The sequence below is a fragment of the Butyrivibrio sp. FC2001 genome, from assembly GCF_000424125.1.
Taxonomy (GTDB): domain Bacteria; phylum Bacillota; class Clostridia; order Lachnospirales; family Lachnospiraceae; genus Butyrivibrio.
This window is the reverse complement of sequence record NZ_KE384133.1, coordinates 48,265-61,998: the sequence shown is the minus strand read 5'-3', so window position 1 is coordinate 61,998 and position 13,734 is coordinate 48,265. Positions and strand designations below refer to the sequence as shown.

15 protein-coding genes are annotated in these 13,734 nt (G+C 42.5%); 12 read left to right on the top strand and 3 right to left on the bottom strand.

The window, feature by feature from the left end; genetic code table 11:
- Positions 1-129 precede the first annotated feature (129 nt).
- The gene (locus G601_RS0117975; RefSeq protein WP_196808919.1) at positions 130-2,019 is read left to right on the top strand and encodes a diguanylate cyclase; all 1,890 of its coding nucleotides are present in this window, start codon (positions 130-132) and stop codon (positions 2,017-2,019) included.
- Positions 2,020-2,210: 191 nt separating this feature from the next.
- Positions 2,211-3,200, top strand: coding sequence for a lysozyme inhibitor LprI family protein (locus G601_RS0117970; protein ID WP_026666144.1), 990 nt, complete (start codon positions 2,211-2,213; stop codon positions 3,198-3,200).
- 62 nt (positions 3,201-3,262) lie between these two features.
- Here the strand turns inward: G601_RS0117970 and G601_RS24015 are convergent, their stop codons facing one another.
- A complete protein-coding gene (locus G601_RS24015; RefSeq protein WP_051206017.1) occupies positions 3,263-3,979 on the bottom strand; it encodes an acyltransferase domain-containing protein in 717 nt (238 codons plus the stop codon).
- Between the two features lie 159 nt (positions 3,980-4,138).
- Here G601_RS24015 and G601_RS0117960 point away from each other — a divergent pair, with 159 nt between their 5' ends.
- Entirely contained in the window at positions 4,139-5,785 is a 1,647-nt protein-coding gene (locus tag G601_RS0117960) for a beta-N-acetylhexosaminidase (RefSeq protein WP_026666143.1), read from the top strand.
- Between the two features lie 34 nt (positions 5,786-5,819).
- Here the strand turns inward: G601_RS0117960 and G601_RS0117955 are convergent, their stop codons facing one another.
- Complete coding sequence (locus G601_RS0117955) at positions 5,820-6,215, bottom strand: RrF2 family transcriptional regulator (RefSeq protein WP_026666142.1); 396 nt, start codon at positions 6,213-6,215, stop codon at positions 5,820-5,822.
- 235 nt (positions 6,216-6,450) lie between these two features.
- Here G601_RS0117955 and G601_RS0117950 point away from each other — a divergent pair, with 235 nt between their 5' ends.
- Genes G601_RS0117950 through G601_RS0117935 form a run of 4 tightly spaced genes read left to right on the top strand, consistent with a single transcriptional unit; the run spans position 6,451 to position 9,469 of the window.
- Positions 6,451-7,410, top strand: coding sequence for a transporter substrate-binding domain-containing protein (locus G601_RS0117950; RefSeq protein ID WP_026666141.1), 960 nt, complete (start codon positions 6,451-6,453; stop codon positions 7,408-7,410).
- Positions 7,411-7,412: 2 nt separating this feature from the next.
- Positions 7,413-8,072 (top strand): amino acid ABC transporter permease, encoded by a 660-nt coding sequence (locus G601_RS0117945; protein WP_026666140.1) that lies wholly within the window; start codon positions 7,413-7,415, stop codon positions 8,070-8,072.
- Complete coding sequence (locus G601_RS0117940) at positions 8,053-8,727, top strand: amino acid ABC transporter permease (RefSeq protein WP_026666139.1); 675 nt, start codon at positions 8,053-8,055, stop codon at positions 8,725-8,727. Before G601_RS0117945 ends, G601_RS0117940 begins: the two co-directional genes overlap by 20 nt.
- A 1-nt stretch (position 8,728) precedes the next feature.
- Positions 8,729-9,469 (top strand): amino acid ABC transporter ATP-binding protein, encoded by a 741-nt coding sequence (locus G601_RS0117935; RefSeq protein WP_026666138.1) that lies wholly within the window; start codon positions 8,729-8,731, stop codon positions 9,467-9,469.
- 87 nt (positions 9,470-9,556) lie between these two features.
- Here the strand turns inward: G601_RS0117935 and G601_RS0117930 are convergent, their stop codons facing one another.
- Positions 9,557-9,955 (bottom strand): RrF2 family transcriptional regulator, encoded by a 399-nt coding sequence (locus tag G601_RS0117930; RefSeq protein ID WP_026493256.1) that lies wholly within the window; start codon positions 9,953-9,955, stop codon positions 9,557-9,559.
- Between the two features lie 244 nt (positions 9,956-10,199).
- On the opposite strand from G601_RS0117930, the gene G601_RS0117925 reads away from it, so the two are divergent.
- From G601_RS0117925 to G601_RS0117905, 5 genes are all read left to right on the top strand, one after another.
- Entirely contained in the window at positions 10,200-11,027 is an 828-nt protein-coding gene (locus G601_RS0117925) for a bifunctional hydroxymethylpyrimidine kinase/phosphomethylpyrimidine kinase (protein ID WP_026666137.1), read from the top strand.
- Between the two features lie 85 nt (positions 11,028-11,112).
- Entirely contained in the window at positions 11,113-11,634 is a 522-nt protein-coding gene (locus G601_RS0117920; RefSeq protein WP_035791056.1) for a TIGR04002 family protein, read from the top strand.
- 25 nt (positions 11,635-11,659) lie between these two features.
- Positions 11,660-12,259, top strand: a complete 600-nt coding sequence (locus tag G601_RS0117915) for a TIGR04100 family radical SAM protein (protein WP_026493259.1) — start codon at positions 11,660-11,662, stop codon at positions 12,257-12,259.
- A 419-nt stretch (positions 12,260-12,678) separates the two neighbouring features.
- Positions 12,679-12,813 carry a YezD family protein gene (locus G601_RS25870; RefSeq protein WP_196808918.1) on the top strand — a complete coding sequence of 45 codons (135 nt, stop codon included), beginning with the start codon at positions 12,679-12,681 and terminating at the stop codon, positions 12,811-12,813.
- A gap of 45 nt (positions 12,814-12,858) precedes the next feature.
- Entirely contained in the window at positions 12,859-13,731 is an 873-nt protein-coding gene (locus G601_RS0117905) for a radical SAM protein (protein ID WP_026493260.1), read from the top strand.
- The last annotated feature ends 3 nt before the right edge of the window (positions 13,732-13,734 follow it).

Below are 13,734 nucleotides of genomic sequence, written 5' to 3'. Positions count from 1 at the left end.
ATAATTTTTAGATGATCACCTGACCTTCAAAACCTCCGAATCAGGACTCCCTCAGGCATCTTTCCAACCTTATAGATAGTTTATAGAAATATAATTATTTCCAATTTATCCATGTGCTATCATCAAATTATGGAAGAATCAAAGAAACTGATCGCTTTTATGGGAGGAATGCTCGATCAGGAAAAGAACAGTAACTTTATACGGGAACTTGAAAAAGAGAGTAACAGACAGGGGTATTTCATCATAGCCTTTAGCTTTTCTGAGACTACGGTTTGGGATCAGGACAGGGACAACTGTGAGCTGAAGCTTATCGACTTGTGCTCCCACCTTGATATCAAGGTCATAATTGTGCAGCTTGAGTTCATAAAAAATGATTATCTTGTTGTAGCAATAGAGAAGCTGGGGCAGAGGAAGGGTATACCTGTTATTGTCATGGAAAAATATCTTCCCGGCAGGATTAATATTTCCATGCGCTATAGTGAAGGATTCAAATCAATAGTAAGGCATGTGATAGATGTTCATGGTTGCCGTAATATCAACATGATTGCGGGACCACAGGGAGATCATTTCTCCGAGGATAGAATCAAAGCATATAAAGAGGTTCTGGCTGAGAAAAATATTCCCTTTGAGGAGGGAAGGCTTTTGTATGGTGATTTCTGGGACAGACCTGCAAGAGAAGCCACAAGGCGCTTCATAGAATCCGGGGATAAGATAGATGCCATTGTGTGTGCCAATGATGCTATGGCCATAGCATGTGCGGATGAGCTGAGAGCCTTGGGATACAGGGTTCCGGAGGACATTATTGTTACCGGTTTTGACGGAATAAAAAGCGGTCTGTTTAATGTGCCTTCAATATCCACGGTTGCCCCTGACTATGAGAGTGAAGCAAAAAAAGTCATCAGCCTTATTAAGGACCACAAGGACTCTGACAATGCAACAAGTCATGATGTGGATTTTAAACTTAAGCTTAGGAACTCATGTGGCTGTAGCAGAGCAGAGGATATATTGTCTCTTGAGGATATAAATGTGCTTTCAAACAGCTATGCTGATGTAAACTGGGCAGTTAACAGTATTAACAACCTTATGGCTGAGGCAGCAGTACTGGAAACACTTTGTGACCTGTCAAAAACGATTACCACTACTTTGTGGCTTTGGAAGAGACAATTCCAGTTTGTAGGAGTGTTCTCGGATCTTTTGACCCCTGAAATTGAAGGAATAGGCAACCACAGATATATAACCATGTTCAGGTCTGAAAAAGGCGAGCGTTCCGGAATAGGAACCTCCTATGACGAGGCGGAATTTATACCGGGCTTTGAGGATATCATAAACAGTGCTGAGGCGAATCTTCTTTTAGTGCGTCTTCTTCACGCAGGAAATCAGGTCTTCGGTTATCTTTGCTATGGAATAAAGGATACGACAAACAGGGATATCAGAAGATGTGAAGAGTTTGGAATGTTCCTGTCTTCATCCATAAATGCAGTAATTGCCAACAGGAACCTTGCCAGGATGCGCCACGAGATAGAGCAGGTATCTGTTTTGGATTACCTTACAGGTATCTATAACAGAAGAGGCTTCATGGCAGAGCTGAAGAAAATAGTGGAGTCAACCAATAATTACGGAAAGTATCTGACCATTTTTTCCATAGATATGGACAGACTAAAATATATTAACGACATGTTTGGACATGCTCAGGGTGACTTTGCAATAAAGAGTATGGCTGAAGCAATAAAGCATTTTTCTTCAAGAAACGGAATCTGCGCCCGCTATGGCGGAGATGAGTTCGCCTGCGCAATTATCACTGATACGGATGTGAATTTGTCTGCTGAAACAGTGAGAAGCAGACTTGATGTTTCCCTTATGGCAAAGGAAAGTGTTGCTGAAAAAGAATATAAAATAGCCGCCAGCATTGGAAGCGCCGGAGGTGTAATAAATAATACAATCGATGTCCAGAGTCTCATGGACATAGCTGATGAAAAGATGTATGCGGATAAAAATGAAAGAAAACAAGCCAGGAAGTGAGTCAGGGGGGCAATCCATATATCGCGTATAAAAAAGCAGGAGTTTTTGATGCTCCTGCTTTTTCTTAAATTACTTATTGATTGCTTTAACAAGCTTTGTCACAATAATATTTCTTTTAATACCTGCAACAAAAGTGCTGACTTATCTGTTATAAGAATAGTAAACTAATCAAGCACGGAGGAAGGCATATTATGAGAAGAATAATATTGATAATGCTAACAACATGTATGTTTTTGAGTGGATGTAGTGCTATAGACAAAAAGGAAAAGCCTGCTGATGCGGAAGAGAAAACTGTTGAAGAAACCAATCAGAATGATGAGCCTGCAGCGGATGTAGCAAATGTTGCAGAATCTGAAGTGATTGCAGATGAAAACACAGATGACGGAGATGTTAAGGATGTAAATGACGATGATCCCGATAAGGAAACGGAATCATCTGATAGTGATACTACTGCTTCCATCCAAAATGAAATCGCTGAGATCGAGACAAAATACCAGGAGTATGAAGATCTTGACTGGGCTAGTATGCCCCAACAGCCAGCAAACATCACAACGTACGAGATGTATAAGCTTTGGGATGATGAACTAAATTCAATCTGGAGCAGGTTGGTGGAAGAGGTGGCTCCCGAGAAGAAGGAAGAATTACTAGTTGATCAGCGTGAATGGATAAAGAAAAAAGAAGCAAGTGTTAAGGCTGCCGGAGAAGAGGCTGAGGGCGGTACACTTCAGCCACAGCTTGAGAATGGAACAGCCTGCAGATATACAAGGAAAAGGGTATATTATTTAGCTTCTGAACTCGCTGCTGCTAGAGGAGAGAGCTTTAAAACTCCGGTAAAAGTTGAAGAGAGCTTTGCTGATTTTGACCTCAGCTTGGATGAGGTGTTTTCTAAGTTTGAGGGGCAGTGGATTTTTGATGTGGACAGAGGTGCCTGCATAGGTGTAGAAAAGTCGCAGGAAAGCCCCTATGCGCCTGAAGGAAGTACCTGGACGGTATGGGTTACAGGAGGCGACATTATTTCAGACCTGGATGTAATTGATTATACGGATACTACAATAACCTTTTATAGGAACAATACCAATTTTGATTCGTATTATATACTTCGATTCAACTTGGAAGGCGGCGTAGAGATGGCATACGGAAATTCACTGGAGGCCATGGATGATGTGATTGTATCCTATTGATATCTTATAACGCGCTATGGAGATATGTTATGAATAAGAACAAAAAGGCTGGGATTGAATTATTAAAATCGTCTCACCAAAACTCCTTCTGCGCTGCCAACACAGCCGCTGCCTAGAAGGAGTTTTTTTATGCCTCGCTGTAGGGAAGTATCCTCGGGAAGATCTGCGAACACAACTGTATTCCTTTGTCCGCCTGCGATGTGGAAAACCCACTCAAGAAAATCCATGGCATCAGGAAATTCTTCCTCAATATCAAAGGCATTCTGAAAACGGATAATATTGGAATCCTCTTTTAAAAGTGTCTTAAGCTTTGGCGCCAAAAGCCAGCTCTCACAGCGGATGGCGCTGTTTTCTTTTTCCGGAAAATACTTAGCAAAAAACTCCTTAGCCATATCCAGTGACATATTCAAGGGGGCGGATTTCATGACCGCATCAGAGGGAATGTGGAGGTAAAGATTTTCATTACCATCTATGATTTCGTATTCCAGTTCGCCGATTCTAAACAGTTTGGCGTTCACCTGCCTGGTGGTCCAAAAATCTCTGTCGAAGCCGTAGTACCCGTAGGATACGAAGTGCTCACGGACAAATCTTGAAAAGCATCCCATGGTAGCTATGAAAATATCCTCAGGGAACCTCTGCCAGGAGCCGTTCAATCTATTCTCCACGGAATTTACAAGGTGATCGGTTAAAATTTCAAGCCCTGGAATTGATGCAGATGTATTATCATCTCCAGCATTTTCAAAGCATAACAAAACAGCATCAGTAACCTCGCCCGGCATACTGATGTCCTCCAGCAGCTTTCTTAATGAATTTTCTAAATTATTTTTTTCACTCATGCTCTTATGGTAAGATAAGAATAGAGCTAAGTCAAACGGTGTAACGTCAGTAAAAGAACAAAATATTGCTGATAAGTCATAGATAAAACAGGGGGAGAAAAAGTGAGTATTCAAAAGCTTCGTGAACTTGGAGTTATGATCGACTGTTCCAGAAATGCAGTTGTTAAGCTGTCTGCGCTTAAGGACTTTATAAAGATATGCGCTGATTTTGGATACGACTACGTCGGGCTCTACACCGAGGATACCTTTGAGGTGACAGACGAGCCTTATTTTGGATATCAGAGAGGCCGCTATACTCAGGCTGAGATAAGGGAAGCGGACGAGTATGCAAAGAGTCTCGGTCTTGAGCTTCGTCCTTACATTCAGACCCTTGCCCACATAAATCAGATAGTCGACTACGCCGATTATATTGATTACATCGATCTTGAGGATATTTTGCTGGCGGGGGATCCGCGGACGGAGCGACTTCTTGACCATATCCTCTCTACAGTTTCCAAGACCTATTCCACGCGAAAAGTGAATATCGGAATGGATGAAGCCCACATGGTGGGGCTCGGAAAATATCTCGACCTTCACGGATATCAGAACCGCGTCGAGATATTACTCCAGCACCTCGATATGGTGGTTAAGCTATGTAAAAAGCATGGACTTCAGCCGCAGATGTGGAGCGATATGTTTTTCAGACTTTTATCACAGGGTGGTTATGGCGCGGAGGATGAGGAGTCTGCTAAGAAGCTGACGGAAAGCTTTGCAAAAGAGGTGAAGATCCCTGAGGGACTGGAGCTGGTTTATTGGGATTATTATAGTACAGCACCCGACCACTACAAGAGGATCCTTGCTCAGCACAAGGTGATGACAGACAACATTTCCTTTGCAGGCGGTGCATGGCGCTGGATGGGATTTACGCCCTACAATGATTACAGCATTCACGCTACACAAGCAGCTATAAACGCATGCCTTGAAATGGATGTGGATTCCTGCGTTATGACAATGTGGGGAGATGACGGGGCAGAGTGCAGCATGTATGCTGTTTTACTTGTTCTGTACGAGGCAGCAAGGCTTGGCGGAAAACTCCCGGATAAAGGAGCCCCGGAGGAACTTTTCGAAAACGTAACTGGCTACACCACCGAGGATTTCATGCTTCTTGATATCGCGAACCCTGGCAGCAGGGGAGAGAAACGAAACCAGCTATCGAAGATACTTTTGTTCAACGATCCGCTTCTTGGAATATATGACAGCCTTGTTCCATATGCTGTTTCGGATTATTATAATAGAGCTGCAGATAAGCTTTTTGCAGTTATGAAAAATGGCAGCAGAAGGTTTGACCAGGTTTTCGAAATGCAGGCGCAGCTTTGCAGCGTCCTTTCTTTGAAGGCAGACCTTGGAATAAGACTTAGAGACGCATATCAAAATAGGAAAACAGACACTCTGACAGATATCTGTAATAACGTCATTCCTGAACTTATTAAAAGACTTGACGCTTTTTATGAAGCATTTAAGAGTCAGTGGATGCTGGAAAATAAGTCCTTCGGCTTCGAGGTGCAGACCATAAGAATCGGCGGACTGAAGCAGAGGCTGATCGACATTCAAAGTTATCTTGAGGATTATTTAAGCGGAAAGCTGCAGATCATAGAAGAGCTTGAAACCAAGGCACTACCAGTGGGCTATGCACTTCATGGTGAAAGTATTGATTCACCTGAATATAACAGATATCAGAAGCTTGCCACCACCTCCAGACTGACCTGGTGATAAGAATATGAATAGTAGAAATAAGCGACCTGCATCAAAGCAGATCGCTTAATTTTTTACCATAGAAAAAGTCTTTTTCCATTTCATAGAACTCTGTCCACATGTTAAGAGTCCTGCATTTGTCCTTGCGTTCGCATTCATTGGTATCTGTTTCAAGACAGACCACCGGAGAGAAGGTGCCTTCCATTAACTCAATTATCTCACCGACGGAATAATCACCGGGGTCCCGTAAAAGCTTGTAGCCGCCGTGTTTTCCGCTTGCTCCTATAATAAGTCCTCCCTTAACCATTTCCTTGGCAATGATCTCCAGATACTTTTTGGAAATAACCTGTCTCTCTGCAATATCTTTAAGAGGTATATAAACATCGCTGTTCTGCTGGGCCAGATCAATCATGACTCTGAGCGCATATCTTCCTTTTGTTGAAAACATAAATCTCCTCCTTATACATTTGACCTTTATATAAATAATAAGTTATAAGGCATATTCCTGTGGATTATGCTTTGCTTATAGCAGGTGAAAACTAAAGCTTATAATAAAACATATTGACATAGTAGGTAAATAGATTGTATCATCATTTTCAACAAAAGCAAGCAGCAAAAAGCAAACGCAAACTGCAAAAGCTTTAAGCCAAAAAATAATTGGTAAAAGAGAGGAGAATTTTACTATGAAAAAGAATCTACTTACAAAAATGGGAACACTTGTTATATCAGGAGCGCTTATCGCATCTTCACTTGCAGGTTGCGGAGCAAAGGCTGAGTCATCTGACAGTGCATCAGCAGACACAACAATCGCAGAGGAAGAGACAGCAACAGCAGATGCTGCTGAAGAAACAAGCGAAGCTACAGAAGATGCAACAGAGGATACAGCAAAGGTTTACAGAACACTTGATGAGATCAAGGAGAGCGGAACAATCAACATCGGAGTATTTTCAGATAAGAGTCCCTTCGGTTACGTTGATGAAAACGGTGAGTACGCAGGCTACGACGTATACTTCGCAGAGAAGATCGGTGAGGACCTTGGCGTAGATATCAACTACGTGTCAACAGAGGCAGCTAACAGAATCGAGTACCTCCAGACCGGTAAGGTAGACATCATTCTTGCTAACTTCACTGTTACTGAGGAGAGAGCTCAGGAGGTTGACTTCGCACTTCCTTATATGAACGTAGCACTTGGCGTTGTATCACCTTCAGACAAAGTGGTTGAGAGCCTTGACGATGTTACAGCTGATGATCAGATCATCGTAATTTCAGGAACAACAGCTGAGACATATCTTGAGAAAAACTACCCCGATATCAAGCTTCAGAAGTATGATGCATACGCAGAGGCTAAGACAGCCTTCGAAAACGGCAACGGTGTTGCATGGGCTAACGACAATACAGAGGTTATAGCATTTTCACTTGAGAACGAGGGCTACACTGTAGGAATTCCTTCACTGGGTGATGCAGACACAATCGCACCTGCAGTAACAAAGGGCAATGAGACACTTCTTACATGGCTCAACGATGAGATTGAGACAATCGGTAACGACAACTTCTTCCACAAGGATTACGAGGCAACACTTCTTGATACTTACGGTGCAGATTATGAGAACACTCTTGTAGTAGAGGGTGGCAAGGCAGAGTAATCATGGATTTAAACGTGCTTAAATCATACATACCACTATATAACGAGGCACTACTCCTTACTGTTAAAATAGGCTTTATCGGTATCCTGACAGCTTTCGCCATAGGGCTGTCAGGGGCCTGGGCCATCTACTTTAAGATTCCGTTTGTGAAAAAGGTGCTGACAATTTACATAGAGCTTTTCAGAAACACTCCGCTGCTGGTTCAGCTTTTCTTTATCTACTTTGCACTTCCAAAGCTTGGACTAAAAATATCAGCGGAGCTTTGTGGCATCTTAGGACTTGGTCTCATCGGCGGAGCCTATATGATAGAGACCTTTAGAAGCGGTCTTGAGTCCATAGATAAGGTTCAGAGTGAAAGCGCTCTTTCTCTTGGGATGACGGAAGGCCAGGTCTTTTTTGACATAATACTTCCTCAGGCGTTCTCGGTAAGCATGCCGGGAATCATGGCTAACGTTATATTCCTTCTTAAGGAAACTTCAGTATTTTCGACGATCAGCCTGATGGATCTTATGTTCACAGCCAAGGATCTCATAGGAATGTATGCAAAGACAATTGAATGTCTGTTTTTACTTGTGGTTTATTACCTGATAATGCTGCTTCCTGTATCAATACTTGGATCGATCATAGAGAGGAGAGTGCGATATGCAGAGTTTGGGGATTGATGTGCTTTTTAAAGGCACCAATATGATAAGGCTCCTGAAGGGACGCTGGGTGTCGGTGGAGATAAGCCTGATATCGGTTGCCATAAGTATTGTTCTAGGACTTATCGTGGGAGTGCTTATGACAGCGAAGAACAGGATTATACGACTTTTCTTCAGAGTATATCTTGAGATAGTCAGGATAATGCCTCAGATGGTACTTTTATTCATTGTCTATTTCGGAACGACCAGAGTGTTTGGTATGAACATTTCTGCGGAGCTTTCCGCGATCATAGTTTTCGTTTTCTGGGGAACTGCAGAGATGGGAGACCTGGTAAGGGGATCTATAAAAAGCATACCAAGAATTCAGTATGATTCAGCATATGCGCTTGGCATGGATAAATTTCAGGTGCATTTTTTCATAATATTTCCGCAGACAATAAGACGACTTATTCCGCTATCCATAAACCTCGTCACAAGAATGGTTAAGACCACTTCACTTGTGATGATGATCGGAATCGTTGAGGTTTTGAAGGTGGCGCAGCAGATAATCGAGGCCAACAGAAAAGCTTCTCCCAATGCAGCATTTGGGATTTTCGCAGTTGTGTTTTTGTTATATTTCCTGGTTTGCTGGCCGATCAGCAGATTTGCAGTAAAGCTTGAGAAAAGGTGGGCGTAAGATGAGCGAGCTCGTTAAAGTAAAACATTTACATAAAGAATTCGGTAACAACGTAGTACTTAAGGACATAAATCTCTCCGTGAAAAAAGGAGAGGTCGTGGTTATTATAGGTCCTTCCGGCTGCGGTAAAAGTACATTCTTAAGGTGCCTGAACGGTCTTGAGGAGATTCAGGGCGGAGTTGTGACGGTGGATGGACTTCCCGTTGAGCCTGATAAAAAGGACATCAGTAACATTAGGCAGAAAATCGGGATGGTTTTCCAGTCCTACGATCTTTTCCCGCATAAGACGGTTCTCGAAAATACGATACTGGCGCCGATAAAGGTCCAGAAGAGAATAAAGGATGATGCCATAAGAGAGTCATTGGAGCTTCTTGATAAGGTGGGACTTGCAGATAAAAAGGACTACTATCCAAGACAGCTCTCCGGCGGGCAAAAGCAGAGAGTTGCAATAGTGAGGGCGCTTCTCATGCATCCTGATGTTCTTCTTTTTGATGAGGTGACGGCAGCCCTTGATCCGGAGATGGTTCATGAGGTGCTTCAGACCATGCTGGAGCTTGCAAAGTCAGGTTCGACCATGATAATTGTTACACACGAGATGGCCTTTGCAAAAGCAGTGGCAGACAGAATCGTATTTTTTGACAAGGGAGAAATTGTTGAGGAAACGAGGGATGTTAAGGAATTCTTTGAGGAGCCAAAGACGGAGAGGGCGAAGAGATTTTTGAAGACCTTTGCGTATGAGTGATTCTCCTTGCCCTCCCCTCGGGGCGCCCATCGTCCGGGAGACGATGGTTTTGCGCGGACGGAATCGCCTGATGAGGGGATGGCCCATTTAGTGAACTAAGTCACTCAGCTTCTTTCCAAAGAAAAAATCATGCTCTATCTGGGCAAATTCCTTCCACATAGGAAGGGTAGGACAGGATTCCACACGAGGACAATCCTCGGCATCGGGAAGAAGGCATGCTATAGGAGCTATGGGGCCTTCCATAATTTCAATAATTTCACCGACAGTATATTCTTCAGGGGATCTGGTAAGGGCATAGCCGCCATGCTTTCCGCTTGTAGCAGAAATCAGCTTTGCTTTTACCAGGTCCTTTGCAATTATTTCCAGATATTTTTTTGAAACGCCTATTCTCTCGGCGGTGTCTTTTAACGGTACAAGCTCTTCAGAATGCTGCTGCGCCAGGTCTATCATGATTCTGAGAGCATATCTTCCTTTTGTTGAAAACATAGTAACCTCCGTGGATTTTTTTTTCGAATACTTGCTAATTATTACTTCGACCGCCTTAAATGGTGGTTATGGAATTGTATTCACCTATTATTCTATAGGGTAAGTGTAAAAGAAACAATGTGTATTTTTCACAATTCGAACTGGTTATATAAAAAGTATTGAAATTGACTATATTTATATAATCAGAGATGCTGTATAGTGGCACATAAGTTATTAAAAACAACAGGAGACATATATATAAGGTATGAAGGTTGCAGCAATTAATGATTTATCAGGATTTGGAAAGTGCTCGCTTATAGCTGATATTTCAGTTCTGTCGTCTATGGGAGTAGAGGTCAATCCGGTGCCGACGGCACTCTTTACGGCACAGACAGGTTTCCATTCATTTTACATGCATGATACTAAGGACATGGTAAGGCATTGCGCAGAGGAATGGAAGAAGATGGAGGCGGAGTTTGATGGAATCCTGACAGGTTACATTCCCTACGAAAGAGAAGCAGATTACGTTCTTGATTTTGTGGAGACATTCAACAAAAAGGAAACAGTTTTGCTGGTGGATCCGGTCATGGGAGACAGAGGAGAGTGTTATTCAAACTATTCCTACGGACTACTATCCAGGATAAAAAAGATGGTATCGATGGCAGATATTATCACTCCGAATCTCACAGAGTTGTGCATACTTGCAGGAGTCGATGCTGCGCAGATTGTTCGGGATACAGCTAAAGGAAATCATCTTAAGAAAATCGAGAACATAGCAAATAAAGTTAGAGCACATGATAAGCAGAGCGTGGTAGTTACAGGCATTTTTATAGAGAATGACAAGCTGTGCAATATGGTGGTCCATGAAGGTGGAACAAACATAATAGAATGCAGCTACAACGGACGGGGGTATTCCGGAACAGGAGATCTGTTTGCAGCATCGCTTCTCGGAAATGTCCTGAATGGGAAAAACATAACGGATGCCGTTTCAGACACTACTGAGTTTATAAACAAAGCAATATCAGCAACAATGGAAGAGGACGGAAATTATGGAACCGGGTTTGAGAAGATTCTGAGGAATTCAAATTTTTGAGCCTGAGAATTTCTGCAGATGTGATACTTCTAAGACAAAACAGTCATGGCTTATCTCATGACAAAACATAAGGAGGAGAGACACTATGAAAAAAGACAACATTAACTCAAAGACAAGACTTATGGCCTACACAGGAGTTCTTGCGGCACTTACCACCATTTTCACTGCGTACATTTTCCATATACCGGTTGGCGTAAATGGCGGATATGTACACTTTGGTGACACCGTGATTTACCTGGCAGCAGCACTGCTTCCTACGCCTTATGCGATGCTGGTTGGCGCAGTTGGTGGAGGACTTGCGGATCTTCTTACAGCTCCCATGTGGACTATAGCAACCGTGATTATTAAGATGCTGATAGTGCTGCCGTTTACAAGTCGCAAGTCATCACTTCTTAATAAGCGCAATATAGCCGCTCCGATCATTTCCTTTTTCATTTCTGCGACCGGATATTACATAGCAGAGATGTTGCTTTTCGGAACAAAAACAGCCATCCTCTCAGCCTTTGCGGGAAGCTTTGTTCAGTCAGGAGGAAGTGCACTGTTTTTCTATATAGCTGCGGTAGCTTTTGATGGAGTTGGTGTTAAGAAGACAATCTTTGAATATTGAGTTTTAACCGGAGGAGAATGAGAAAATGGCAGACATTTTATATACATACAAGAATTCAGTGTATGCAAACATAACAAACAAATGCAATTGCAGATGCACCTTTTGCATACGATTTCAGAAGGATGGAGTAGGAAGCTCCGATACACTGTGGCACCAGGTAAATCCTTCTAAGGAAGAGGTGCTTGATGCGATAAGAAATTATGATTTTACAGGATTTGATGAGCTTGTGTTTTGCGGATATGGGGAGCCAACCTGTGAGCTGGACATTCTATTGGATGCAGCAAAATTAGCTAAGGAGGAGAAGTCACTTAAGACCCGCCTCAACACCAACGGACTTGGCAATGAGCAGAACGGAAGAAACATAGTTCCTGAGCTTGCAAAAGTAATTGACAGTGTATCAATCAGTCTTAATGCTCCTGATTCTGTGAAATATCAGGAAGTCACAAGACCTCAGTATGAAAGCGGTTTTGAAAAGATGATTGATTTTGCTACCAAATGCAAGAAGCAGATAAAGGATGTAAAGTGGTCAATCGTCGATGTTCTGCCGGAGGAAGACATTGAGAAATGCAGGCAGCTATCTGAAGATACCGGCGTGGAGCTTAGGATACGACACTTTAGTAAATAAATTCATGGACACTCAGTAATCATCATGATAAGTTCACGAGTGTCAAAAATAGATACGTGGACACTAGATAACTAATCAGATAGGTTATCGAGTGTCCATTTTGCTTTGTGAGAAATAGAAGGCACACATGTTAAATTTACTCGGATAAAGTGATTATATTCACCCATTGACAAGGTAGGTGAATAGAGATATCCTTTTAAACAATTGCGAAGACAGATGGACATGCAAGCACGGTCGCCTGGCATATGCTTTTGCGGTGAATAAAGGTTTTACGGCAAGGTAAAACTAAAACTTATATTTGCCTATAAGATTAGTATGCTTTACGCGAAAGACAATGTACCGCATAATCTGTATAAATTTAGAGCAGAGAGCAACAAGCTCAATCTCTATAGGCTTTTTAGATAAGAGGAGAGATGACTATGGAAAAGGATGATGAAAAGATCTGGGAAGAAATCAAAAAGCAGGTTTCGGAAGTAAAGTATGGAACGGTTCTTATAACGGTACACGATGGCAGGATCGTGCAGCTTGAAAAAAGCACAAAGGTTAGATTCTAAAAAGACGCTGTCCGGCAGCGTTTGTCTATAAGGGAGATTATTCATATGGCTAGATCAATTGAAGAACTTGAGAAAAACCACCCTTGCTTTGGTGGATGCAAATTTAATGCGGGAAGAATTCATCTTCCGGTGAGTCCCGGCTGTAACATAGCCTGCAGATTCTGTGACAGAAGCATAAACGATGTGGAGCAGCGACCGGGAGTTACATCTAAAGTAATATCCCCTGATGAAGCAAATGATTTCATAGGAAAGGCAATAGAACTTGTACCGAGTATCAAGGTTGCAGGAATTGCAGGACCGGGAGATACACTGGCAACCGACTATGCGCTTCAAACCTTTGAAAAAATCGGCGAGGCACATCCGGAGCTTCTTAAATGTATGAGTACCAATGGTTTACTTCTAAATGAGAGAGCACAGGAAGTCATAGATGCAGGTGTTGATACTCTTACGGTTACGGTTAACGCAGTAGATCCGGAGATTGAGGCTAAGCTCAATGATTACATCATCTATCACGGTGAGAAGATCGAAGGAGTAGAGGCAGCGAAGATTCTTATTGAAAATCAGTTAAAGGGAATCAAAAAGGTTGCTGATGCGGGAGTCACAATAAAAATCAACACAGTTCTTGTTCCCGGAATCAACGATCATCACATTAGTGAGATCGCAAAAACGGTAAAGGAAGCAGGGGCTATCATCTACAACATCATTCCTCTTATTCCTCAGCATAAGCTTAAAGATATTGAAAGACCTACCTGCGAACTTCTTGAAAAGGCCAGAGAGGATGCAGAGCAGTACATCAAGGTATTCAGGCACTGCGCTCATTGCCGTGCAGATGCTGTGGGAGTTCCGGGAGTATCCGAATACAGCAAGCTTGTTTATCAGAACAGACTGAATGTCAGAAGCACCTTTTCACATGGATAAAAA